Genomic DNA, 22,611 nt, shown 5'->3' with positions numbered 1-22,611 from the left:
AACGCCTCAAGCAATTGCCCCTGGCCGAGCGCCTCTATGAGGCGATCCGCACGGCGCAGCGCACCACCGGACGCGAGGGCAAGCGGCGCCAGGTTCACTTCGTGGGCAAGCTGATGCGCGACGCGCCAGCCGCCGCTTCAGCCGCGCCGCCGCCGCCCGCCTTGGCCGATCGCGGACGGGCGAACCAGACCAGGCCGGTCAGGGCCAGGAAGATGATGGCGGACGCATAGAACACGTCCACCGCCGACATGGTGAAGGCTTGCGTATTGATCAGCCCGTCCACCATGGTCAGCGCTTGCTGATGCGACATCCCCAGCCCGTTTTGCAGCGCCGCCATGGTCTGGTCGAACGCCTGCTGGCCGGGCTTGGCGACTTCGGTCAGTTGCGAGTGGTGCATGGTCGCGCGGTTTTCCCACAGCGTGGTGGCGATGGACGTGCCGAACGCGCCCGCCGTCAAACGCAGGAAATTCGACAGGCCCGAGGCTGCGGGAATGCGCCACGGCTCGATGCCGGACAGCGTGATCGAGGTCAGCGGCACGAAGAACGTCGCCATGGCCGCGCCCTGGATGATGGTCGGGACCATCAGCGTGCGGACGTCGGTTTGCGTGTTGAATCCCGAACGCATGAAGCACACCAGCGCGAAGATCAGGAACGCCACCGTCGCGATCTGCCGCGGGTCGCGCGTGGCCAGCATCTTGCCGACGATGGGTGTCAGCAGGATCGCCAGCAGGCCGACCGGGGCGGTCACCAGCCCCGCGTAGGTCGCGGTATAGCCCATATTGCTCTGCAACCATAGCGGCAGCAGCACCACGTTGCCGAAGAAGACGCCGTACGCCACCGCCAGGGTCAGCGCGCCGACCGTGAAGTTGCGGATCTTGAACAGGCGCAGGTCCACCACGGGGTGCGCGTCGGTCAGTTCCCAGATCAGGAAAAAGACGAAGGCGACGAAGGCGGTCGCGGCCAGCGCAATGATGGTGCCGCTGGCGAACCAGTCCAGCTCCTTGCCCTTGTCCAGCATGATCTGCAGCGCGCCCACCCACAGCACCAGCAGCGCCAGGCCGACCTTGTCGATCGGCAGCTTGCGCGTGACGGACTCCCGGCCACCATAGATGCGCCAACTGATCCAGGCGGCCAGCAGGCCCACCGGCACGTTGATGTAGAAGATCCAGGGCCAGGTGTAGTTGTCGGAGATCCAGCCGCCCAGCAAGGGCCCGGCGACAGGCGCGACCAGCGTGGTCATGGACCAGACCGCCAGCGCCATGCCCGCCTTGGACTTGGGGAAGCTCGCCAGCATCAGCGCTTGCGACAGCGGGATCATGGGGCCGGCGACCGCGCCTTGCAGCACGCGGAATGCGATCAGCGCCTCCAGCGAAGGCGCAAAGCCGCACAGCCATGACGCCAGCACGAACAGCAGCGTGGAAACCAGGAACAGCCGCACTTGCCCGAAGCGTTGAGTGAGCCAGCCCGTGAGCGGCACCGTGATCGCGTTGGCCACGGCGAAGGAAGTGATGACCCAGGTGCCCTGGCTGGTGCTGACGCCCAGGTCGCCCGAGATGGTGGGAATGGACACGTTCGCGATCGAGGTGTCCAGCACGTTCATGAACACCGCCGTGGACAGCGCGATGGACCCGATGATGCGGGTCGCGCCTTCCAGTGGCGGGTAACCGCCAGGCGGGGCGGCGGGCTGCTTGGCTGCGCTCATGATGCGAGGTTGGCCTCGATGATCTTGCTGATCATGGTGTCGACTTCATCGTGGGCCGGCTCGAAGGCGCGCGTCGACCAGACCGGCTCCTTGCGTTCGGCCTGCGTCAGCGGTTCGCCTTCCTGCTTGCCCACGTCCACTTCCACGTCCATGGACAGGCCTACGCGCAGCGGGTGCTTCTTCAGGTCTTCGGGATCCAGCGCGATGCGCACCGGCACGCGCTGCACCACCTTGATCCAGTTGCCGGTGGCGTTCTGGGCGGGCAGCAGGGCGAAGGCGCTGCCCGTGCCGGCGTCCAGCCCGGCGATGGTGCCGTGGTAGATGACCGAACTGCCGTACAGGTCGGCAACCATCTTGGCGGGCTGGCCGATGCGCATCTTGCGCAACTGGCCTTCCTTGAAGTTGGCTTCGATCCAAACCTGGTCCAGCGGCACGACCGTCATCAGGGCGGAGCCGGGAGCGACGCGCTGGCCGACCTGCACGCTGCGCCGGGCTATCACCCCGCCCACCGGGGCGGGCAGCACGGTGCGCGATTGCGCCAGCCAGGCGTTGCGCAGGCCGGCCGCGGCCTGCTGCACGTCGGGGTGGTTGGCGACCGTGGTGCCTTGGGTCAGCGCCTGATTGGTGGCCAGCTTGGCGCGCGAGGCGGCCAGCGCGGCTCGGGCCTGGGCCAGACCGGATTGAGCGGACTTGAGCGCGGCTTCGGCGTGCAGGATCTCTTCGCCACTGACGCCGCCGGACTTGGCCAGTTGCTGGCGGCGGTTGACGTCGCTTTGCGCACGGGTCAGTTCAGCCTGGGCGCGCAGGATGTCGGCGTTGCGCAGGTCGACGTCGGCGGCCAGGGCGTCGTTCTGGACATAGATGGTGCGCACCTGCCGTACCGTTTGCGCGAGCTTGGCCTGGGCTTGCTGCAAGGCCACGTCGGTGTCGGCGGGGTCCAGGCGCACCAGCGGCTGGCCGGCGGCGACCGTCTCCGTGTCGTCGGCCTCGATGGCCACGACCGTGCCGGGCACCTGGGGCGTGATCTGCACCAGGTTGCCGTGCACGTAGGCGTCGTCGGTGCTCTCGAAGTGGGCGCCGAACAGCGCCCACCAGATGCCGTAGGCGATCGCGATGAGGATGAAGGCCCCGGTGGCCAGCAGTAGCAGGCGTTTGCGGGCGGGGTTGGCGGCGGGAGTGGCTGCGGTCATGACGTCTGAATCCGGGGAGCGTTCAATGGGTAGGGTTCGTGGCGGGGGCCGGTTCGGCCGCAGGGGCGTAGCCGCCGCCCAGCGCGTTGGCGAGGCTGGCGTCCAGCTGATAGGCGCGGATGCGCAGATCGGTGTCCAGCCGCGCCTGGGTCAGCACGCCGGTCTGCGCGATGAGCACGGAGATGTAGTTGCCCATGCCGGCCCGGTAGCGCTTGACCGCGAGGTCATAGGCGGCGTCGATGGCTTCGCGGGCCTGGCGCTGCTGGGCCTTTTCCTGGTCCAGCAGGCGCAGTCCGTCGAGCGCGTCGGCCACCTGGTGCACGGCGTCCAGCACGGTCTGGTTGTAGTCCGATACCGCGAGGTCGGCGTCGGCGCGGCGCCCCGCCAGGTTCGCGTTCAGTTCTCCGCCGTGGAAGATCGGCAGCGTGACGGCAGGGCCGAAGCCGGCCATGCGGGCATCCGCGCCCAGCAGATTGCCGGTGCCCATGGCCTGGAAGCCGACGAATGCCGCCAGGTTCACGTTGGGGTAGAACTCGGCGCGGGCGCTGTCGATGGCGTGGCGGGCGGCCTCGGCGCGCCATTTCGCGGCGGTGACGTCGGGGCGGTGGCCCAGCAGGTCCAGTGGCACATTGGCAGGCACGCCGCCGGCGGGGGCGGTCAGTGCCACCGGCTGCAAGGATTGTCCGCGTTGCGGGCCGGCGCCGGCCAGGGCTGCGACCTGATTGCGCAACTGCGCCAGCGTGGTGTCGGTCTGGGTCAGTTCCACCTTGCCGGCTGCCAATGACGATTCCGCCTGCTTGACTTCCACCTGGGTGTCCAGCCCGGCCGTGTAGCGGCCCTGGGTCAGCGACAGCACCTCGGCGCGCTGGGCCAGCACGCGGTTGAGCACCTCGCGCTGGGCAAAGGCGTTCTGCAGATTGAGATAGGCGCGGACCATTGCGCCGGCCAACAGGTTGCGCGCTGCCTGGGCGTCGGCTGCGGCGGCGGCTTGCTGCGACACGGCCGCTTGCAGGCGCGAGCGGTTCTTGCCCCAGAAGTCCAGCTCATAGCTGAAGTCCAGGGCCAGCCGGTTGTCGCTGACGACCGAACCGCCCAAGGGCGCGGGATAGATGTAATCCTTCGACAGGTGTTCGCGGGTCAGCGTGTAGTTGGCGTCCACCCGGGGCAGCAGCGGCGCGCGTGCGATGCCGACGGCGGCGTTGGCCTTGGCTAGGCGGGCCTGCGCGGCGCTCATCGAAGGGTTATTGGCCAATCCCTCGTCCAGCAAGGCATTGAGCTGCGGGTCGCCGTAGCGCTGCCACCATTGGGTGTCAGGCCAGGCGGTGTCCTGGCTGGTCAGTCCAAGCTTGGCTCCGTCCAGCGTGGCCACGGGCTCGGAGCCGGATTCCATCAATGCGCAACCGCTCAGGGCCAGCACCAATACGGTAGTGAGAAGGCGTTTCATCCTGACTGTTTGCTGAAAGTAGTTGATTAATCTGTATTTGCCTAGGCAATTATTATGCCAAATAAAACCCCGGGAGCCGGGGCATGCTGGAGCGGTTGTCAGCGCTCTGGAGGCGCTGAAGAGGCGGAGCCGTTGGCGATCATGCGGCGCAGGAAATGCTTCAGCTGCGCGACTTCGTCGATGGAGAATCCGCGCAGGTGGTGATTCAGTACCCGCGCGATATTGGGAGGAATCTCGCGCGCCTTGGCTTCGCCGACCTCGGTAAGTTCGATCTTGACGACGCGGCGGTCTTCCTGACAGCGGTTGCGGCGCAGCAGGCCCTTGGCTTCCAGGCGGTCCAGCGCACGGGTCATGGCGCCGGTGTCCATGCCGGTGAGCCGTGCCAGCTCCGCGGGCGTGTCGGCGCGTCCCTGGAAAACCAGCAAAATGGGGCGCCATTGCATGGCGGTGAGTTCCAGCGGAGCCATTTCCTGATCCAGCATCCGGTTCAACGAATTGGAGACCAGTTTGATCAGGAAACCGGCGTTGTCTTCCATCACGCAGCGGGCGTCGCCGCGGTAATGGACAGGTGTATCGGACGAAGAGAGGGGAGGCGCGGCAGTCATATGCGCCGAATTTTACTGCCTAGTCAGTTATTGTCAAGGCTGCATCTTTGCCGTCGTGTCGGGCTGCGCGGATGCCGGCGCCTGCTTGCGCAGGCCCGACCAGACGATGGCGGCCACGATCAAGGCGGCGCCGGCCATCATGCGGGGCGTGGGCTCCTGGCTGAACAGGATCCAGGCGAAGCCGATGGCGTATACGGGTTCCAGCGCGATGACCAGCCCGGCGCTGCGCGCGTTGAGCCGCGTCAGGCTGGACACGAACAGGTAGTGGGACAAGCCGGTGCAGAAGATGCCCAGCAGCGCCAGCCAGAACCAGTCCAAGGCAGGCAGCGCCGGCAGTTGGGACACGGCGAACGGCAGCATCACCAGCGCCACCACCAGGTTTTGCCAGCACGCTACCTGCATCGGGTCCATGCCCGAGGCTGAACGGCGGTTGCTCAAGGCCAGCAGCGCGAAGCTCAGCCCCGACAACAGGCCCCAGGCCAGGCCGATGGTGCCCTGGTCGGCCAGGTCGAACGACGGGGTGACCAGCACCAGGCCGGCGGTGACCAGGCCCAGCAGCAGCCATTCGGTCGGGCGGATGCGCTCACGGAACAGCAGCCCCTCGAACAAGGTGATGAACGCAGGGAAGCTGGCGAAGCCCAGCGTGGCGATGGCGATGCCGCCCACCTTCACGGCAATGAAGAACGTGACCCAGTGTCCCGCCAGCAGGGCGCCCGACACCACCAGCACGAACAGCTGCGCCGGCGTCAGGGCGCCCAGCAGCGGCTTGCGGCGCATGCGGGCAAACAGCCCCAGCGCGAGCACTGCGAAGACGGCCCGGCCCAATGTGATCACGGCGGCGCTGGCCTGGATCAGTTCGCCGAACACGCCGGTCAGGCCGAATAGCACGGCGGCAACATGGATGTAGGTGAGAGCGCGGTGTCGGGTCATGCGTGAGAAAAATATGGCCGGGAAAGCGTGGGCAAAGGCGTGCGGTGTTTTTGCACTGAACATAAAATCATCGCATGAATCGCCTTGCCAAGCTTTTGCCGTCCTTCCGTCCGTCCAGCCGCGCTGCCGGCTTCTTCCTGGCGACCCTGGGCGCGGTCCTGTTTTCGGCCAAGGCTATCGTGGTGAAGTTCACCTACCGCTACGGCATCGACGCGGTCACCCTCATCGCCTTCCGCATGCTGTTCGCCATGCCGTTTTTCGCGGCGGTGGCCTGGCATCAGTCGCGCCGCGCGGCGCGCGGCGAAATCCCCACTATGACCTGGAAGGAACGCGCGCAGGTTTGCGTGCTGGGTCTGCTGGGCTACTACCTGTCCAGCTTCCTGGACTTTCTGGGACTGCGCTACATCACCGCCAGCTTGGAGCGCCTGATCCTGTTCCTCTCGCCTTCGCTGGTGGTGTTGCTGTCGGCGTTCTGGTTCAAGCGCCCGGTCGAGCGCCGCCAGTGGATGGCCATGGTGCTGTCCTACGCCGGGGTGGTGCTGGTGTTCGCCCACGACCTGTCCTTCGGCGGCGGCGAGGTGCTGTTAGGGTCTTTGTTCGTTTTCGGATCGGCCGCAAGCTATTCTGTGTACCTGATTTGTTCGGGAGAACTGGTCAAGCGCTTGGGCGCGACGCGCCTGGTGGCGTATGCCATGCTGGTGTCCTGCGTGGCCTGCATCATCCAGTTCTTTGTCGTGCATCCCCCGGCCATGCTGATTCAGCCTGCCGGGGTCTATGGTTATTCGGTGATCCACGCCACGCTGAATACGGTGGTGCCGGTGTTCATGCTGATGTGGGCGGTCGCGCTGATCGGCGCGCCCACCGCGTCGCTGCTGGGCATGATCGGGCCGGTGTCGGTGCTGTTTCTGGCGTCGTGGTTCCTGCAAGAGCCCATCACGGTATGGCAGATGGCGGGGACCGCGTTGGTGCTGGCTGGGGTATTCGCGCTGATGGGGGGCGGGGCCGGCAGGCTTGCGTCGGCCAGGCAGGGCGAGGCCCGGCCATCGCGTTGAATCTGGTTTTTCTCGTTCAAGGGCCGCAGACAGGCCCTCGTTAGCAATTTTTCCAATGAAAGGAGGCCAGCATGGCCAGCAATCTCGTCAAGGCAATTCGTATCGAGCAGCACGGTGGTCCTGAAGTCCTGAAGCTGGTCGAGGTGGAAGTGCCTCCGCCCGCCGCCAATGAAGTCACGATCGAGCAGCATGCCGCCGGCCTGAACTTCATCGATATCTATTTCCGCACGGGCTTGTATCCCCATCCGCTGCCCCACGGCCTGGGCTTTGAAGGCGCGGGTGTGGTGACTGCGGTCGGCGCCGAGGTCACGCATCTGAAGAAGGGCGATCGCGTTGCCTACGGCCAGAGCCCGATCGGCGCCTACGCCAAGGCGCGCAACGTGCCGGCCGCGCAGGTCGTCAAGGTGCCCAAGGGTATCGGTTTCGACGAAGCGGCGGCGCTGATGCTCAAGGGCCTGACCGTGCAGTACCTGTTCCGCCAGACCTACCGTTTGCAAGGCGGCGAGACCATCCTGTTCCATGCGGCCGCCGGCGGCGTGGGCCTGATCGCATGCCAATGGGCCAAGGCCCTGGGCGTGAAGCTGATCGGCACCGTCTCCAGCCCCGAGAAGGCGGAACTGGCCCGCGCCAACGGCGCCTGGGAAACCATCGACTACTCGCGCGAGAACGTGGCCGAGCGCGTGCTCGAGCTGACCGGCGGCAAGAAGGTGCCGGTGGTATATGACGGCGTGGGCAAGGACACCTGGGAAACGTCGCTGGACTGCATCGAACCGCGCGGCCTGATGGTGAGCTTTGGCAACGCGTCCGGCCCCGTGTCGGGCGTCAACCTGGCGACGCTGAACCAGAAGGGCTGCCTGTACGTGACGCGCCCGTCGCTGGGGCTGCACGTCAACACGCTGGCCAAGCTGCAAGCCGCTTCCGAGGAACTGTTCGATCTGGTCCTGAAGAAGAAGATCAAGGTCCGCATTGACCAGCGCTATACGCTGGAGCAGGCCGGCGAGGCGCAGACCGCGCTGGCCGGACGCAAGACCACCGGCGCCACGGTGCTGATGCTGGACTGATCCGGAAACCGCGATGCGCTCCGGCCCGCAGGGGCTGTGGCGCCTGGCCCGGTACCGCGCTGCGCGCGTTGCCGGGCTTTTTCTTGCGCCGTGCCCTGGAAAAACGCACCGCCGGGGGGCGCAAGCCCGGGCTGGCGGGCGCGCTGCCAGGGCTTTCCCGCTGCGCCGTGCGCAGAATGACAAATCGCCATGCACGGTCCGACAAGCCTTGCGGGAATGCCGTTGCTATCCTGGCTTCAACCATTTCGTTGGAGCTTCGAATGTCTTCAGCAAGCGCAATCGCCGCCGGCCACGCCGGTTCTGACCGCCCGGAACTGGCCGCCATCCGGGAAGCCATGCTCATCGATGGCAAGCCGGTGCGCGTGGGGCAAGGCGCGCCCATCGCGGTCCATGATCCGGCCACGGGCGAAGTCATCGCCCATCAACCCGACGCTGGACCGCTGCAGGTGGATCTGGCCGTACAGGCCGCCAGGCGCGCCTTCGAGTCCGGTCCCTGGCGCGACATGCTGCCTGCCGGGCGCGAGCGCCTGTTGCTGAAACTGGCCGACCTGGTCGAGCTGCACGGCACGGAACTGGCCCGCCTGGAAACCCTGAACAACGGCAAGCTGCTGGGCGTCGCGCAGGGCCTGGAAGTCGGCTCGGGCGCGCAGTGGCTGCGCTACATGGCGGGTTGGGCGACCAAGATCACGGGCGACACGCTGTCGCTGTCCATACCGTTTCCTCCCGGCGTCCGCTACAGCGCCTACACCCTGCCGCAGGCCGTGGGCGTGGTGGCGGCGATCATCCCGTGGAATTTCCCGCTGCTGATGGCGATCTGGAAGATCGCTCCCGCCCTGGCCGCGGGCTGCACCGTGGTGCTCAAGCCGGCCGAGGAAACGCCGCTGACGGCATTGCGCCTGGCCGAGCTGGTGCTGGAAGCGGGCTTCCCGCCCGGCGTCGCCAACGTCGTGACCGGGCGGGGCGAGACCGCTGGCGCCGCGCTGGTCGCGCATCCCGGCGTGGACAAGATCGCGTTCACGGGCTCGACCGAAGTCGGCAAGCTGATCGGACGCGCCGCGATGGACGACATGAAGCGGGTTTCGCTGGAACTGGGCGGCAAATCCCCGGTGATCGTGTTGGACGATTGCGACGTCGACCGCGCCGTGCAGGGAGCCGCAGCCGCCATTTTCTTCAACCAGGGGCAGGTTTGCACGGCGGGCTCGCGCCTGTATGTGCAAAAGAACCTGTATCCCAAGGTCGTCGAGGGACTGGCCGATCTGGCCGCCGGCATGAGGCTCGGGTCCGGATTCGACCCCGCCACGCAGGTGGGCCCGCTGGTGTCGGCCCGTCACCAGAAGCGCGTCATGGATTACATCGATATCGGACGCAACGAAGGCGGACGCGTCCTGGCGGGAGGGGGGCGCGGAACCGGCTCGGGCTACTTCGTGCAGCCCACGGTTTTTGCGGACGTGCCGTCGGACGCGCGCATCGCCCGCGAGGAAATCTTCGGCCCTGTCGTGGTGGCGCAGCCTTTCGACACCCTGGACGATGCCGTGCGGCTGGCCAACGACAGTGCCTACGGCCTGGGCGCCAGTCTCTGGAGCAACGATCTCTCCCGCGTGCAAAGCCTGATCCCGCGCGTCGATGCCGGCACCGTCTGGGTCAACACGCACAACATGCTGGATCCCAACATGCCTTTTGGCGGATTCAAGCAATCCGGCATCGGCCGCGAGCACGGCCGCGCCGTGCTGGAGATGTACCTGGAACGGAAATCCGTTTGCATCGCTTACTAGAACGGTGATCGCGCGGCCCAAGCCGGGAAATACCGGTGGCCGCGCCTTCACGACACCAAGGGGAAGACATGGCAGGCAGGACAGGTAGCCGGGCCCGCAGACGGGCGGCGCTGCTGCTCGCGTGCGCGGGAGCGTCGCAGGCAGCATGGGCGGGAGACCCCAGCGCGCGCGACTGGATACCCGCGCCAGTGGGCACCAACATCATCGCCGGGTACATGGCCGGGCTGAGGTCTTCGGGCTTGTATGCCGAAGGCTCGCGCGTGGACGGCGGGTCGGTCGACGTCAACACGCTGGTCTATCGCCAGATGCACTATCGCGACTTCTACGGCAAGACGGTGCAGCTGGAATTCATCGTGCCGATGATCCGGACCTCGCAGGACCTGCCGGGCATGGCGGGCGACCACCAGACCGGCATCGGCGACGTGACGCTCGGTTCGGCGATCTGGTTCTACAACAATGAGCAGACCCGGACCTGGTTCGCTTGGGAGCCGTTCGTCGTGGCGCCCGTGGGCCGCTACGACGGTTCGCGCCCCGATGTGTCGCCGGGCAAGAACCGCTGGTCCACCGTCCAGGATTTCTCTTTCGTGCAGGGCTTTGGCGAATCCACGTATCTGGAAGCCATCGCGGAAGTGGAGATCTACGGCCGCAATACCGATTGGCATGGGCAGACACTGAAGAAGGATCCCTCGTTCCGCTTTTTCGCGCTGGCCTCGACCAACCTGACGCCGGACACTTACACCGGCATCCGCTACCGCTACGAGACGGGCGGCAAGGAAACCTCGTCCGGCGAGACCGTCGCCACGCGCGCGCGCAATCACCAGCTGGCCGTCGAACTGACGCATCAGATCAACGACGCCAACCAGATTCAGATGCAGTACATCCACGACCTGAAGGTCGAGAACGGACCGCGGATGCGTGGCGTGCAGTTGCGCTACGTCTATGCGTTCTAGAGGAGACGGATCATGAGACCAGGAGAATATCGATGAACGCGCCTAGCGCCAGATCATGTGCATCACGGGCCGGACGGTGGGCGCTGTGCGCCGCTCTGGCGGCGTCGGCGGGCCTGGCCCGGGCGGATTTGCCCGTGGAAGAGCTCAAGGGCGGCACCCGCCTGCCGCCGGCCACGCCGCATCGGCTGTACGTGATGGACGCCGTCTTCAACCACCTGGTCGACAGCCGGGTCAACATTTATGACGGCGACTCCATGAAGTTCCTGGGCATGGTACCTGCTTCGTTCAACGGCCACATGACCGTGTCCGCGGATGGCAAGGACATCTATGTCATGACGACCTACTACGAGCGCTTGAACCGCGGCAAGCGCACTGACGTGGTGGAGGCCTGGGACGCCGAAACGCTCACGCCCAGGTACGAGGTGCCGATCCCGCAGAAGCGCGCGCAGGCGCTGAACTACCGGAACTATCTGCAGCAGAGCACGGACGGGGAACTGCTGTTCGTGCAGAACGCCACGCCCGCGTCCTCGGTCACGGTGGTGAATCTGAAGACGCGCCAGTTCGCGGACGAGGTGACCGCGGCCGCGGGTTGCTGGAGCATCATCGTGTTGCCTTCGCGCCCGCGCAGCTTCGCCAGCATCTGCGGCGACGGCGCGCTGCTGACCGTGGACCTGGACCAGGCCGGCAAGCCGGCGGGCCAGCAGCGCAGCCAGCCCATGTTCGATCCGGAGAAGGACCCCATCTTCACGCACACGGAAAATCTGGGCGATACCTACTACTTCGTCTCCTACAACGGCAATGTCTACAGTGCCGACTTCAGTGGCAAGAATGCCGTATTCGGCAAGTCCTGGTCTTTGCTGGACGCATCGGGCAAGGATCAGGGCTGGCGCCCTGGCGGCTACAACCTGTTGGCCATCAACAAGGCCGCCAAGCGGCTGTACGTGGGCATGCATCCGAACGGGGCCGAGGGTTCGCACAAGACGCCGGCCGCCGAGATCTGGGTCTACGACCTGGCCACGCACAAGAGGGTAGCGCGGGTGCCGGGCCAGAACGCCTTGTCGATGTCGGTCTCGCAGGACGACCAGCCGCGCCTGTACACGATCGATGGCGGCAACGTGAACGTCTATGACGCCGCGCCCGCCGCGCCGGTCCTCAAGGGTACGATCCAGGCCGCCGGCGAAACCGCGCTGCAGGTCGAACCGCAACCGCGAGGTGCGCGATGAACGATCCCGTGCTGCTGTATGCCGCGAGCGCGGCGCTGGCCTGCGTGCTGCTCCTGGGAGCGCTGGAAAAGCTGAAGGACATGGCGGGCTTCGCCACCATCGTGTCGGCCTACCGGATCTTGCCTGCGGGCTGGAGCGGCGCATTTGCCTGGGCCTATGCGTTGAGCGAGGCGCTGGCCGGAGCCCTGCTGCTTGCGCCGCCCTGGCAGGCGGCGGGCGCGCAGCTGGCGCTGCTGGTGCTGGCGGCGGCCACGCTGGCGCTGGCCTTCAACCTGCTGCGCGGCTACCGCGACATCGATTGCGGTTGCGGCGGTCCCGCGTCCAGTGGGCCGGGGCGAGGCGCTCAGCGGGGAGGGCTGTCGTGGTGGCTGGTGCTGCGCAACGCCGCGCTGGCGCTATGGACCGCGCCAGCCCTCATCGCCGCGGCGGGCCAGTCCCGCGGCCTGCTGTGGACCGATTCCGCAGCCGTTTTTGGCCTGGCCACCGCCGCCGTGGGCCTTTACTTCACCGCCAACCACCTGTTGGCCTCACACCTCAAGTTGCGCAATCTCTGAAGGAATTCACATGGATGCCTTGATCATTTCCAATTTCCTGCTGTGGGGCGTGGTGCTCTGCCTGGTGCTCGTCATCCTGGCCTTGTCCAGACAAATCGGCGTGCTGTACGAGCGCGTGGCGCCGATGGGGGCGCTGACGATGGACAAGGGCCCGGGCGTGGGTGAGGCTGCGCCGCGCTTCGAACTGTCGGATCTGTTGGGCCGCCGCATCGTCGTGGGCGAACGCGGCCAGCACAGCCAACTGCTGTTCTTTCTTTCGCCGACCTGCCCGGTCTGCAAGAAGCTGCTACCCATCCTGAAGTCGGTGGCCAGCACGGAAAGCGCGTGGCTGCGCATCGTCCTGGCCAGCGACGGCGAAATGCCCGAGCATCTGGCGTTCTACAAACAGGCGGGACTGGAACGGTTTCCGTACCTGCTGTCGACCGAACTGGGCATGAAGTTCCAGATCAGCAAGCTGCCTTATGCCGTGCTGATCGATGAAACCGGAACCTTGCGCGCCAAGGGCTTGATCAACTCGCGCGAACAGCTGGAAAGCCTGTTCACGGCGAAGGAGCTAGGCGTGGCGTCGGTGCAGGAGTTCCTGGCCGCCGGCACGCTGGAAGAAACCCGGATTTCCCGCAAGGAGAGCGGCAATGCACTGGCTGGATAAATTCGCAGAGCGCGCCACGCGCTCGGTCGCGCACACCACTTCCCGGCGCAGCGTGCTCAACCGCATCGGCCGAGCGCTGGTAGGAACGGCTTTCCTCATGCCGGTGCTGCCGGTGGCGCGTTCCGCGCCCGCGGATCCCAAGAAGCCGCAGATGGATGACACGGCGTGCGATTACTGGCGCTATTGCGCGGTGGACGGCTTTCTGTGTTCATGCTGCGGCGGCAGCATGACGTCCTGCCCGCCCGGCACCTCACCCTCGGCGGTATCGTGGGTCGGCACCTGCCACAATCCGCTGGACGGCAAGGACTACCTGATCAGCTATAACGACTGCTGCGGCAAAGCCGCTTGCGGCAAATGCATGTGCGCATCCGCCGAGCGCGAGCGGCCGGGCTATCAGATGTTCCTGCACAACGATGTGAACTGGTGCATGTCAAACGAATCCTCCATCTTCCATTGCACCACGTCCGTGATCGTGGGCCTGGCCAAGCCCAAGCCGAAATCATGAATCCGGCGCAACGACCGCCGCAGCAGGGGTGGCGCTGGCTCTGTGCCGCCGCCGTCCTGCTCTGCGCGGGCCCGGCCGTTGCGCAGCATGCGGCGGCCGATGCCGCGGCGGCCGGTGCCGCGTCCGACCGGTTGCGCCAGGCCGTTCGTGCCGACTATGTGCTGCAGTGCGCGGGCTGCCATCGGGTGGACGGGCGCGGGAGCGGCCGCCATGGCATTCCCGACTTCCGCAATTCCGTGGGTTCGTTCGTGCATTTGCCGCAAGGCCGGGAGTATCTGGTGCGCGTGCCGGGGGCGGCGCAATCGCAGCTGAACAATGCCGAGCTCGCGGCCGTGCTGAATTGGATCGTGGAGGAATTCAGCCCCGCGCAATTGCCGGAGAACTTCCGTCCCTACACCGAACAGGAGGTGGCGCAGGTGCGTCCGCGCCGTTACGAGGACGTGGTGCCGGTGCGCCACGGATTGGCGCAGGCCTTGGCGGGACTGGGCTTGCCCTTGGCCGATTATTCCTATGGCAGCGACAGAAAACCCTAGCGGGCCTGAAATTTAGGGGTTGTCACCGATACTCCCTCGCGCCGGCCGGTGCTAGAAAGAGGCAGCATTTCATTCAACGCTGTAGCTGTGCTGTCGGGCTTGCCGCCCAGGCAGAAAGGCTCGGAGCCGCCATGTCCCCATCCCTTTTGCGCAGCGAGCCCAGGCATTTCCTGGACTGCGCAAGCTGGCAGGAAAATGTCAGCGATACCTTCGTTCCCCTGGAAGTCTCCGCGGTGTTTCCGGCCCGTTTCCGCAACAGCGTGGCGGTGGACTCGCTGGGCTGGATGCAGGTTTGCGAAATGCGCAGCAGCGCCCAACGCGTACGCCGCAGCAAGCTGCTGGCCGATCGTTCCGAGACGCCAGGATACAAGGTGACGCTGCAGCTCGCGGGCCGCAGCGAAATCCGCCAGTCGGGACGCAGCGCCTTGCTGGTGCCGGGCGAATGGAGCATCTACGACACCACCCGGCCGTACGAGGTCGAAGTCGACGATGGCGCGCACTTCCTGGTGATGCAGGTGCCCGGCAAGTATTTCGACGCCTGGCAGTCGTTCATGCAGAATGCCGTGGCGCGCAGCTTCAGTGCGCGCCAGGGTTGCGGGCGCATGGCGATGGATCTGCTGCGCGTAGCGCTGACCGAGCACGCGCACCTGTCCGAAAGCGCCTCGCGCGATGCCGCCAACGCGGTGCTGCAGATGATGGGGTTGGACATCAGCGAGCGGGCAGGGGGGCAAGCCGAACACGACCAGGCCGAACTGCGGCAGGCGCAATTGCGCCGGGTGCAGCAGCACATACTTGAAAACCTGCATGATCCGGCGCTGTCGCCGGCAGCCGCAGCTGCGGCCTTCCGGATGTCGCGCCGTTACCTCTACAACCTGTTCGCGCAGGCTTCCACGACTCCGGCCGACTTCATCCTCAGCGCGCGGCTGGAGCGTTGCCGCGATACGCTGCGCGACCCGGCCCAGGCGGCGCGGCCGATAGGCGACATCGCCTACAGATTCGGGTTCTCAGATGCGGCGCGTTTCAGCCACGCGTTCCGCAAGCGTTTCGGCGCGTCGCCGTCGGAGTACCGGCGCCATGGGCACACGGCTTGATCAGAGCTGTTCCTCGTTGATCAGGTCTTCCTTGCCGTAGAACTTCACGCCGATGTGGATGCGTTCGCGGCCCTGCGAGCGGCGGTGGCGGTTGGTGTCGCGCAGCGAATAGACGCAGCCGCAGTATTCCTGCTGGTAGAAGTTCTCGCGCTTGCTGATTTCGATCATGCGGGCGGAACCGCCGCCCTTGCGCCAGTTGTAGGTCCAGTAGACCAGGTCGTCGTAGCGCGCCGCGGCGCGTTCGCCGCAGCCATTGATCTGGTTCATGTCCTTCCAGCGCGAGATGCCCAGCGAGCTGGTGATGGTGTCGAAACCATGCTCGTGCGCGTAGAGCGCGGTGCGTTCGAAGCGCATGTCGAAACAGGCCGTGCAGCGTTCGCCGCGTTCGGGGGCGTTTTCCATGCCTTTGACGCGGTCGAACCAGTTGTCCATGTCGTAGTCGGCGTCGATGAATTCGATGCCGTGCTGCTCGGCGAAGCGGATGTTCTCCTGCTTGCGGATTTCGTACTCTTTGACCGGATGGATGTTCGGGTTGTAGAAGTAGATGGCGTAGTCGATGCCCGAGGCGGTCATCGCTTCCATGACTTCGCCGGAACAGGGCGCGCAGCAGGAGTGCATCAGCACTTTGCTGCGGCCGGCGGGCAGGTCGAGTTTGGGGCGCACGAGTTCAGACATGGCTTGCGAGCAACAAATAAGGCGGAAAACTCCTTATTTTACGCTGAGTTGCCGCAAACTAGCGATGCTCTGTCCCCCCAACGTGTTCAGCCCAGCACCGCCGTCCAGAGTTCGCGCACGGCGGCGCGTTCTTCCTGTAGCTGATCCTGCGGGACACGCGCCTTTTCCACACCCTGCAGGCGCATCTGGTGCTGGGCCCGGCGCAGCGTGCGGTAGGCGTCGCCGGCGCGGGCCGCCAGCTCAGGCGAAATCAGGCCCGCTTCGCCCGACAGGCGCAGCAATGCGATATTGCCCAGGTTGCGCACCAGCACCGGGTGGGTGGCCGAGTGGCATAGCACCAGGTATTGCGTGACGAATTCCACGTCCACCATGCCGCCGCGGTCATGCTTCAGGTCGAACAGCGGGCCGGTGTTGGGGTGGCCCGCGTTGATTTTTTCGCGCATCGCCAGCACTTCCTCGCGCAGCTTGGCGGCGTCGCGCGGCAGCACCAGCATGTCCTCGCGGATCTGTTCGAAACGAGCGCCGACGCTGGCGTCACCCGAGGCGTAGCGGGCGCGGGTCAGCGCCTGGTGCTCCCAGGCCCAGGCGTGCTTGTGCTGGTACTGCTCGAATGCTTCCACCGAGACCGCCAGCAGGCCGGCGTCGCCGTCCGGCCGCAGGCGCAGGTCGACTTCGTACAGCCGGCCGGAGGACGTCATGGTCGAGAGCCACGACGTCATGCGCCGGCCGAGCTTGGCGTAGACCTCGGCGGCGTCCTCGCGAGGGTCGTCGAACAGGAACACCAGGTCCAGGTCCGAGGCGTAGCCCAGTTCCTTGCCGCCCAGCTTGCCATAGGCAATGACGGCGAAGCGCGGCTCGGCGCCCTCGGCCTTGTTGACCAGCGGCCAGGTGCGGCGGATGGTCTCGGTCAGCAACAGGTCGGCCAGCGCGGATAGCTGGTCGGCCAGCTTTTCCACGGTGAGTTCGCCTTCCAGATCTTGCGCCAGCAACTGGAAACTGGCTTGGCGCTGCATGTCGCGCATCAGGTTCATCTGGCGTTCGATGTCCGGGTCGCCGTCGGGCAGTCGGCAAGCGTCCAGGTCCGCGCTCAGCTGACGCGCGATCTGGGCGAAGTCCAGCGGCTCGAACAGGGTGCGCCAGTCGATCAGGCTGTCCAGCAGCAAGGGGTGCTGGGTCAGGTATTGCGCGGCCCAGGGGCTGGCGGCGACCATGCGCGCCACGCGCGCCAGGGTGTCGGGGTACTCGGCCAACAGCGCCAGGTAGGCGCTGCGCTGAGCGATCTTTTCGATCAGGTCAAACAGGCGCACCGTGGCCTGCAGCGGTGCCGGAGTTCGCAGGGCGGCGCGCAGCGCCGCCGGTAGCAAGGCGTCCATGCGCTTGCGGCTGCTCTCGGGCAGACTGCGCACGCGGTGGCTGCCCAGCAGCGTTTCGGTACGGCGCAACAGGTCTTGCGCGTCGTCGCCGAAGGCCTGGCTGATCTGTTCGGCCAGTTCGCAGCTGCTGTCGGGTTCGTCCGGGCCGGACCCGGGGTCGGTGGTGCCGGGTGCGGGTGCCGGCACTTCGGCGTCGCCCATGCCCACCAGGCGGAACACGTTGCGGAAGGTTTGCGAGACGAATTGCCGGTGCCCGGCCAGCGTGCTTTCGAAGTCCTCGGGGCTCATGCCCAGGGCCGCGGCCAGGGCGCCGCGCAACTCGGGGTCGCCCGGCAGCAGATGGGTCTGGGCATCCTCGCGGTATTGCAGGGCATGCTCGGTGCGGCGCAGGTAGCGGTAGGCCTCTTCGAGCCGGCGCGCGTCGTCCTCGGGCACCAGGCCGGCGGCGCTTTCCGCATGCAGCGCTTCCAGCAGGCCGCGCTTTTGCAGCGCGGGCATGCGGCCGCCGCGGATCAGTTGCGCCAACTGCACCACGAATTCGATTTCGCGGATGCCGCCATCGCCCAGCTTGATATTGTTGGCGCTGTCGATGCCATTGCGCGCGCTGGCGCGCCGCTGCCAGTCCTGGCGGATGCGTTCGCGCAGGGCGCGCAGGGCCGAGAGCGCGTCGAAGTCGAAATACTTGCGGTAGACGAAGGGCACGCGCAGGCTTTCCAGTTGGCGCGCCTGGGCGGCGCTGTCGCTGCCTTCGAAGGCCTGGGCCGGTATCAGGCGCGCCTTGAGCCAGGCGTAGCGTTCCCATTCGCGGCCCTGGCCGATCAGGTAATGCTCCAGCGCATCCAGGCTCCAGGCCAGGGGACCGGCGTCGCCGTCGGGGCGCAGCCGCAGGTCGGTGCGGAACACCTGGCCGTTGGCGTCCACTTCCGACAGCACGGGCATCATGCGCCGCGTCAGGCGGCCGTAGAACTCGTGATGGCTGATGCGGCGCGGGCCGTCGGTTTCGCCTTCTTCGCCGTACAGCATGATCAGGTCGATGTCGGACGAGACATTCAGCTCGCAGCCGCCCAGCTTGCCCATGCCCACGATCAGCATTTCCTGCGGCTTGCCGGTAGCCGGATCCCGCGGCACGCCATGCACCGCGGCGAGATCCGCCGCCACGCTGCGATAGGCCGCGGCCACGGCGGTGTCGGCCAGCGCGGTCATGGCGCCGACGACTTCCTCCAGATCGGCCTGGCCGGTCAGGTCGCGCACGATGAGCGTGTTGAAGACCCGCTCGCGCAGCTTGCGCAGCGCCATGCGGCAGACATCGACCGGCAGCGCGCCGCCTGCCTGCGGTCCGGCCAACTCGGCTTGCCAGCGCGCGATCTGCGCGGGCGTCACGGGTTCGCGCACGGCATCGTCCAGCCAGGCGGCCAGATCCGGGTGGGCATCCAGTCGGCGGCGCAGATGGCCAGACCAGGCGAGGGCGGGGGCAAGTGTGGGGGCGGGCGTGGACATGGCGAAAGGGGCGGCAGAATAGGCGCGTTTCAGGTATAAGTGGGGACGATACCGCAAGACATATTTTCCTGCCCACCGATCCGTGTCTGTTTCAAAAAAAGTGCTCTGCTGGGTTTTCTGGGCCGTGCTGACCATCTATGGCGTCGTGGCCCTCGGACTGCTGGGCGTCCGTTATTGGGTCCTGCCGCGCGTGGACCAATGGCGTCCCCAGATCGAAGCCTACGCCAGCCAGGCGCTGGGCTCCCGCGTGACCATCGGCTCCATCCAGGCGAACTGGCATGGCCTGAATCCCAAACTCGACCTTACCTCCGTCCAAGTCTACGACGACGAGGTCGATCCCGTGCTGTCCTTGCCCTCGGTGTCGGCGGTGCTCGCCTGGCGCAGCATTTTGACTTTGTCGCCCAAGCTGCTGCGGTTGCAGGTCGAACGGCCTGAGCTCACCTTGCGGCGCGATCCGGCCAATCACTTATGGGTGGCGGGCCAGGACATCGACTTGAATGCCAGCGACCAGCGTTCGGACCTGGACCATCCGGCCCTGCGCTGGCTGAGCGCGCAGCGCGAGCTGCGGATCCGCGGTGCCACCATACGCTGGCAGGACGAATTGCGCGGGGCGCCGGAGTTGACGCTTACCAGCGTCGATCTACTGGCGCGCAACGGCAGCCTGTCGCACCGCTTCGTGCTCAAGGCCGCGGCGGATGGGGCGCTGGCTCGCAACGTGGAGCTGCGCGGCGAATTCAACCGCAGCCTGTTCACCGTGAACGCGGCCAATCCCGGCAACTGGGGCGGTCAGCTATATGCTCAGCTGGACGACGTGGAGCCGCTGGCATGGCAGCCGTGGTTCGAGGTTCCGGCAGTGGCGGGCCGCTTGAGCGGTCGTGCATGGCTGCAGCTGGAACGCGGCAAGTTTACCGATCTGACCGCGGACGCCGCGGCGCGCGGCCTGCAATGGACGGCGACGCCGCAAGGCGCGCAAGCCCCTGGCTTCAAGGCTGGTTACGCCCAGGTCCGTATCCAGGGCTTGCCGGGCGACTTCATTCAATTGGACGGCGTGCCCCTGGCGCGCAGCCCCGGGGCTCCCGCGGTGTCGGTCAGCGGCAAGGCCGAGCAACTGGGCGTGCACTTGCCGGGCATCTTCGAGCAGCCCACGCTGGCGGCGCGTGAAGTGGCGCTGGACGCCAGCGTGAAGGGACCGGACGCCGAGCACTGGTTCGTGGACGTCGGCCAACTGCAACTGGTCAACGATGACATCGACCTGCGCTTGCAAGGGCAATGGCGGCGCGAGGGCAAGACCGCGGCGGGCAGCGTCGACATGCGCGGCGTGATGGCGCGCGGCTCCATGTCCGCCATCCATCGCTACCTGCCCTTGGAGGTCAACGCCGATGCCCGCGAATGGCTGGCCATCGGCTTGCCTGCCGGCGAAATGCAGTCCGCGTCCATCACGCTCAAGGGCGATCTCGATGACTTCCCCTATGCCAATCCGGCGTCTCAGGGCGAATTCGTGATTGCCGGCGCGTTCAGCGGGGCCAAGGTCGATTACGCGCCCGCGCACGAACGCCGCAAGGGCTGGCCGATGCTGGAAAACCTGTCTGGCAATTTCCGCATCGACAAGGTCAGCCTGACCTTGGACAGCCCCGGCGGTGCGACCGCCCAGACGGGGCCGGGACAGACCGTGACGTTGGGGGCAGTTTCCGCCACCATTCCCAATATGGAGGAAAACTCCGAATTGCTGCTCACTGGCGAGACTGCCGGCACGGTGCCGGCGTATCTGGCGCTGGCGGCCAATTCGCCCTTGGGCGGATTGCTGGATGGGGCCCTCGAAGAGGCGCGCGGAACCGGCGACTGGCGGGTGGGGCTCAAGCTCAAGGTGCCCTTGCTGAATACCGATGACACCCAGGTCCAGGGAAATATCCTGTTCGCGGGCAACACGTTCACCTTCATGCCCGAAATGCCCCTGCTCAGCCAGATGCACGGCGACCTGGCGTTTTCGGAGAAGGGCGTGGAAGCCAAGGAACTGCGGGCCCAATTCCTGGGCGGCCCGGCGCGGATCTACGGGCGCCTGGCCCAGAGCACGGACGCGCTGCGCTTCGAGGGTACGTTGGCCGGGCCGGCGCTGACCCAATTGAGCAACACGCCGTCCATGGCGCGGTTTTCGGGCAAGGCCGCTTATAAGGGCAAGGTGGGCTATCAGCGCGGCGGCGCGGTGGACATCTCCGTCGAATCCGACCTGGTGGGCATGGCCATCGACATGCCCGCTCCGGTGGGCAAGCCGGCCCAGGCTTCCCAGTTGCTGAAGGTGCAATGGTCGCCCGCGCAAGACCGCGGGGCGCAGAACCGGCGCTGGCTTACCGCCAGCCTGGGCGATGCCGTCAACGCCCTGTTCGAACGGGCGCCGTCAGAAGGAACGCCATCCTATTTCGCGCGTGGCGCGCTGGGCATCAACCGTCCGGCAAGCCTGCCGGAACGCGGCTTCAGCCTGAACGCCAGCCTGCCCGAACTGGACATGGACGCCTGGGAAAAGGTGTCCGATGGCTTCAGCGCTCCTGCCGGCAAGGGCAAGGCGGCGCCCAAGCCCATGCTGCCCGCGGCTGAGCGCATCAGCCTGGCGGCCGGTGTCCTGCGCACGGGCGGCTTTACCCTGAACGACCTGACGCTGTACGCGACCCGGCCGGGGCCGGCGCAGTGGCGCGTGGACCTGCAATCCAAGCAGGCCACGGGTTCGCTGGAATGGCGCGAGGCTTCCGGCGCCATCGCCGGCCAGATCACCGCCCGCCTGAAGCACCTGTCGCTGGGCGGCGAGGGCGACAGCAACAAGGCGGACGAGGCGTTGTCCTCTGGCAACGACCTGTCCGACATCCCGGCGATCGATCTGCAAGCCAAGGAGTTCCTGCTGTACGGCAAGAGTGTGGGCGAACTCCAGGTGCAGGGCACGAATCTTGAACGCGGCCGCCAATGGCGCCTGGACAAGCTGTCCATCGTCAATGACGCGGCCTCGCTCAACGCCACCGGCAATTGGGGCCTGGAAGGCCAGAGCCGCGGCCTGACCGTGGACGCCTCGGTCAAGTTCGAAGACGTGGGCAAGTTCCTGGACCGCATCGGTTTCGAGAAGGTGGTGTCGGGCGGCAAGGGCACGATGCAGGGCAAGGCTACCTGGCGCAATCTGCCGTGGACCCACAAGATCGAGGACCTGACCGGCGAGGTCGACGTCAGCCTGGACAAGGGCCGCTTCATGCACGTGAACTCGCGCACCGCGCGCCTGCTGGAGCTGTTGTCCCTGCAATCGCTGCAGCGGCTGGCGCGGCTGGACGTGAACCCCACCAATCTGCTGCGCGACGGGTTCCCTTTTGACACCATCCGCGGCAAGGTCAAGCTGGCCGATGGCACGGCCTCGACCGAGGGCTACAAGATCAACGGCCCCGTTGCCGCGATCGTGCTGGCGGGTGGCGTCAACATCATCCGCGAGCGCTGGGACATGAAGGCCGTGGTGATTCCCAACCTGGACGCCAGCGGCGCGGCCATGGTGACGGCGCTGGCGGTCAATCCGTTGATCGGACTGGGCGCATTCGTGACGCAGTGGCTGCTGAAGCAGCCGCTGGCGCGGGCCATGACCATGGAATACGCCGTCACCGGCAGTTGGGACGATCCCAAGATCGAGCCCATAGACGCGTCGGGCAAGCCGACGGGCGCCAAGCACACCCCGCGTCCCGCTCCGCAGCCCGGCACGCTGGAGGAGTTCATGGGGGGGCAGTGAGCGGCGCAGGCGGCCTGTTCGCCCCATGAAAAACGCCCTGGAGCGCGCTTGGCGCCA

General features: G+C 66.5%; 18 protein-coding genes and 1 pseudogene. 12 read left to right on the top strand and 7 right to left on the bottom strand.

Annotated features, from left to right (window positions below; genetic code table 11):
- Positions 1-143, top strand: a pseudogene (locus tag AC6LKD_RS28900) (dual-action ribosomal maturation protein DarP); the annotation flags it as partial.
- Here the strand turns inward: AC6LKD_RS28900 and AC6LKD_RS28895 are convergent.
- The 5 genes from AC6LKD_RS28895 to AC6LKD_RS28875 all read right to left on the bottom strand — a co-directional run bounded on the left by AC6LKD_RS28895 (position 95) and on the right by AC6LKD_RS28875 (position 5,871).
- Complete coding sequence (locus AC6LKD_RS28895) at positions 95-1,702, bottom strand: DHA2 family efflux MFS transporter permease subunit (protein WP_498118170.1); 1,608 nt, start codon at positions 1,700-1,702, stop codon at positions 95-97. The pseudogene AC6LKD_RS28900 and the gene AC6LKD_RS28895 sit on opposite strands and share 49 nt — an antisense overlap.
- A complete protein-coding gene (locus AC6LKD_RS28890) occupies positions 1,699-2,892 on the bottom strand; it encodes an HlyD family secretion protein (RefSeq protein WP_498118169.1) in 1,194 nt (397 codons plus the stop codon). Before AC6LKD_RS28890 ends, AC6LKD_RS28895 begins: the two co-directional genes overlap by 4 nt.
- A 22-nt stretch (positions 2,893-2,914) precedes the next feature.
- The gene (locus AC6LKD_RS28885; protein WP_013392771.1) at positions 2,915-4,336 is read right to left on the bottom strand and encodes an efflux transporter outer membrane subunit; all 1,422 of its coding nucleotides are present in this window, start codon (positions 4,334-4,336) and stop codon (positions 2,915-2,917) included.
- Positions 4,337-4,434: 98 nt separating this feature from the next.
- Positions 4,435-4,941 (bottom strand): MarR family winged helix-turn-helix transcriptional regulator, encoded by a 507-nt coding sequence (locus AC6LKD_RS28880; RefSeq protein ID WP_207471369.1) that lies wholly within the window; start codon positions 4,939-4,941, stop codon positions 4,435-4,437.
- 33 nt (positions 4,942-4,974) lie between these two features.
- A complete protein-coding gene (locus AC6LKD_RS28875; protein ID WP_041655376.1) occupies positions 4,975-5,871 on the bottom strand; it encodes a DMT family transporter in 897 nt (298 codons plus the stop codon).
- A 74-nt stretch (positions 5,872-5,945) separates the two neighbouring features.
- On the opposite strand from AC6LKD_RS28875, the gene AC6LKD_RS28870 reads away from it, so the two are divergent.
- The 10 genes from AC6LKD_RS28870 to AC6LKD_RS28825 all read left to right on the top strand — a co-directional run bounded on the left by AC6LKD_RS28870 (position 5,946) and on the right by AC6LKD_RS28825 (position 15,261).
- Positions 5,946-6,923, top strand: a complete 978-nt coding sequence (locus AC6LKD_RS28870) for a DMT family transporter (protein WP_013392774.1) — start codon at positions 5,946-5,948, stop codon at positions 6,921-6,923.
- Positions 6,924-6,994: 71 nt separating this feature from the next.
- A complete protein-coding gene (locus tag AC6LKD_RS28865) occupies positions 6,995-7,984 on the top strand; it encodes a quinone oxidoreductase family protein (protein WP_013392775.1) in 990 nt (329 codons plus the stop codon).
- A gap of 260 nt (positions 7,985-8,244) precedes the next feature.
- A complete protein-coding gene (gene styD, locus AC6LKD_RS28860) occupies positions 8,245-9,756 on the top strand; it encodes a phenylacetaldehyde dehydrogenase StyD (protein ID WP_498118168.1) in 1,512 nt (503 codons plus the stop codon).
- 68 nt (positions 9,757-9,824) lie between these two features.
- Positions 9,825-10,706 carry a transporter gene (locus AC6LKD_RS28855; RefSeq protein WP_492276730.1) on the top strand — a complete coding sequence of 294 codons (882 nt, stop codon included), beginning with the start codon at positions 9,825-9,827 and terminating at the stop codon, positions 10,704-10,706.
- Positions 10,707-10,738: 32 nt separating this feature from the next.
- Entirely contained in the window at positions 10,739-11,929 is a 1,191-nt protein-coding gene (locus AC6LKD_RS28850; protein ID WP_498118167.1) for an amine dehydrogenase large subunit, read from the top strand.
- A complete protein-coding gene (locus tag AC6LKD_RS28845) occupies positions 11,926-12,483 on the top strand; it encodes a MauE/DoxX family redox-associated membrane protein (RefSeq protein WP_498118166.1) in 558 nt (185 codons plus the stop codon). The genes AC6LKD_RS28850 and AC6LKD_RS28845 overlap by 4 nt, the downstream gene beginning before the upstream one ends.
- 10 nt (positions 12,484-12,493) lie before the next feature.
- Positions 12,494-13,132 carry a methylamine dehydrogenase accessory protein MauD gene (mauD, locus tag AC6LKD_RS28840; protein WP_013392780.1) on the top strand — a complete coding sequence of 213 codons (639 nt, stop codon included), beginning with the start codon at positions 12,494-12,496 and terminating at the stop codon, positions 13,130-13,132.
- Positions 13,116-13,637, top strand: coding sequence for a methylamine dehydrogenase light chain (locus AC6LKD_RS28835; protein ID WP_013392781.1), 522 nt, complete (start codon positions 13,116-13,118; stop codon positions 13,635-13,637). The genes mauD and AC6LKD_RS28835 overlap by 17 nt, the downstream gene beginning before the upstream one ends.
- On the top strand, positions 13,634-14,170 hold the full coding sequence (locus AC6LKD_RS28830) for a cytochrome C (protein ID WP_492276735.1): 537 nt from the start codon (positions 13,634-13,636) through the stop codon (positions 14,168-14,170). The genes AC6LKD_RS28835 and AC6LKD_RS28830 overlap by 4 nt, the downstream gene beginning before the upstream one ends.
- A gap of 131 nt (positions 14,171-14,301) precedes the next feature.
- Positions 14,302-15,261 (top strand): AraC-like ligand-binding domain-containing protein, encoded by a 960-nt coding sequence (locus AC6LKD_RS28825; protein WP_498118165.1) that lies wholly within the window; start codon positions 14,302-14,304, stop codon positions 15,259-15,261.
- On the opposite strand, the gene AC6LKD_RS28820 is transcribed toward AC6LKD_RS28825, so the two are convergent.
- Both AC6LKD_RS28820 and glnE read right to left on the bottom strand, forming a co-directional pair.
- The gene (locus AC6LKD_RS28820; RefSeq protein WP_492276736.1) at positions 15,262-15,936 is read right to left on the bottom strand and encodes an epoxyqueuosine reductase QueH; all 675 of its coding nucleotides are present in this window, start codon (positions 15,934-15,936) and stop codon (positions 15,262-15,264) included.
- Between the two features lie 86 nt (positions 15,937-16,022).
- Positions 16,023-18,806 carry a bifunctional [glutamate--ammonia ligase]-adenylyl-L-tyrosine phosphorylase/[glutamate--ammonia-ligase] adenylyltransferase gene (gene glnE / locus AC6LKD_RS28815; protein ID WP_498118164.1) on the bottom strand — a complete coding sequence of 928 codons (2,784 nt, stop codon included), beginning with the start codon at positions 18,804-18,806 and terminating at the stop codon, positions 16,023-16,025.
- Between the two features lie 124 nt (positions 18,807-18,930).
- On the opposite strand from glnE, the gene AC6LKD_RS28810 reads away from it, so the two are divergent.
- Positions 18,931-22,554, top strand: a complete 3,624-nt coding sequence (locus AC6LKD_RS28810; protein WP_498118163.1) for a YhdP family protein — start codon at positions 18,931-18,933, stop codon at positions 22,552-22,554.
- Positions 22,555-22,611 lie beyond the last annotated feature (57 nt).

The organism is Achromobacter sp. D7-1 (genome assembly GCF_059760445.1).
Note: the sequence above shows the minus strand (reverse complement) of the source record. Positions and strands in the feature narration are given on the sequence as shown.

What these genes read in the sequence shown, in the direction of transcription:
- AC6LKD_RS28855 (WP_492276730.1), top strand. Translation starts at nt 9,825, where the DNA reads ATGGCAGGCAGGACAGGTAGCCGGGCCCGCAGACGGGCGGCGCTGCTG.
- AC6LKD_RS28880 (WP_207471369.1), bottom strand. Translation starts at nt 4,941, where the DNA reads ATGACTGCCGCGCCTCCCCTCTCTTCGTCCGATACACCTGTCCATTAC.
- AC6LKD_RS28850 (WP_498118167.1), top strand. Translation starts at nt 10,739, where the DNA reads ATGAACGCGCCTAGCGCCAGATCATGTGCATCACGGGCCGGACGGTGG.
- AC6LKD_RS28820 (WP_492276736.1), bottom strand. Translation starts at nt 15,936, where the DNA reads ATGTCTGAACTCGTGCGCCCCAAACTCGACCTGCCCGCCGGCCGCAGC.
- glnE (WP_498118164.1), bottom strand. Translation starts at nt 18,806, where the DNA reads ATGTCCACGCCCGCCCCCACACTTGCCCCCGCCCTCGCCTGGTCTGGC.
- mauD (WP_013392780.1), top strand. Translation starts at nt 12,494, where the DNA reads ATGGATGCCTTGATCATTTCCAATTTCCTGCTGTGGGGCGTGGTGCTC.
- AC6LKD_RS28845 (WP_498118166.1), top strand. Translation starts at nt 11,926, where the DNA reads ATGAACGATCCCGTGCTGCTGTATGCCGCGAGCGCGGCGCTGGCCTGC.
- AC6LKD_RS28835 (WP_013392781.1), top strand. Translation starts at nt 13,116, where the DNA reads ATGCACTGGCTGGATAAATTCGCAGAGCGCGCCACGCGCTCGGTCGCG.
- AC6LKD_RS28875 (WP_041655376.1), bottom strand. Translation starts at nt 5,871, where the DNA reads ATGACCCGACACCGCGCTCTCACCTACATCCATGTTGCCGCCGTGCTA.
- AC6LKD_RS28865 (WP_013392775.1), top strand. Translation starts at nt 6,995, where the DNA reads ATGGCCAGCAATCTCGTCAAGGCAATTCGTATCGAGCAGCACGGTGGT.
- AC6LKD_RS28825 (WP_498118165.1), top strand. Translation starts at nt 14,302, where the DNA reads ATGTCCCCATCCCTTTTGCGCAGCGAGCCCAGGCATTTCCTGGACTGC.
- AC6LKD_RS28885 (WP_013392771.1), bottom strand. Translation starts at nt 4,336, where the DNA reads ATGAAACGCCTTCTCACTACCGTATTGGTGCTGGCCCTGAGCGGTTGC.
- styD (WP_498118168.1), top strand. Translation starts at nt 8,245, where the DNA reads ATGTCTTCAGCAAGCGCAATCGCCGCCGGCCACGCCGGTTCTGACCGC.
- AC6LKD_RS28895 (WP_498118170.1), bottom strand. Translation starts at nt 1,702, where the DNA reads ATGAGCGCAGCCAAGCAGCCCGCCGCCCCGCCTGGCGGTTACCCGCCA.
- AC6LKD_RS28870 (WP_013392774.1), top strand. Translation starts at nt 5,946, where the DNA reads ATGAATCGCCTTGCCAAGCTTTTGCCGTCCTTCCGTCCGTCCAGCCGC.
- AC6LKD_RS28830 (WP_492276735.1), top strand. Translation starts at nt 13,634, where the DNA reads ATGAATCCGGCGCAACGACCGCCGCAGCAGGGGTGGCGCTGGCTCTGT.
- AC6LKD_RS28890 (WP_498118169.1), bottom strand. Translation starts at nt 2,892, where the DNA reads ATGACCGCAGCCACTCCCGCCGCCAACCCCGCCCGCAAACGCCTGCTA.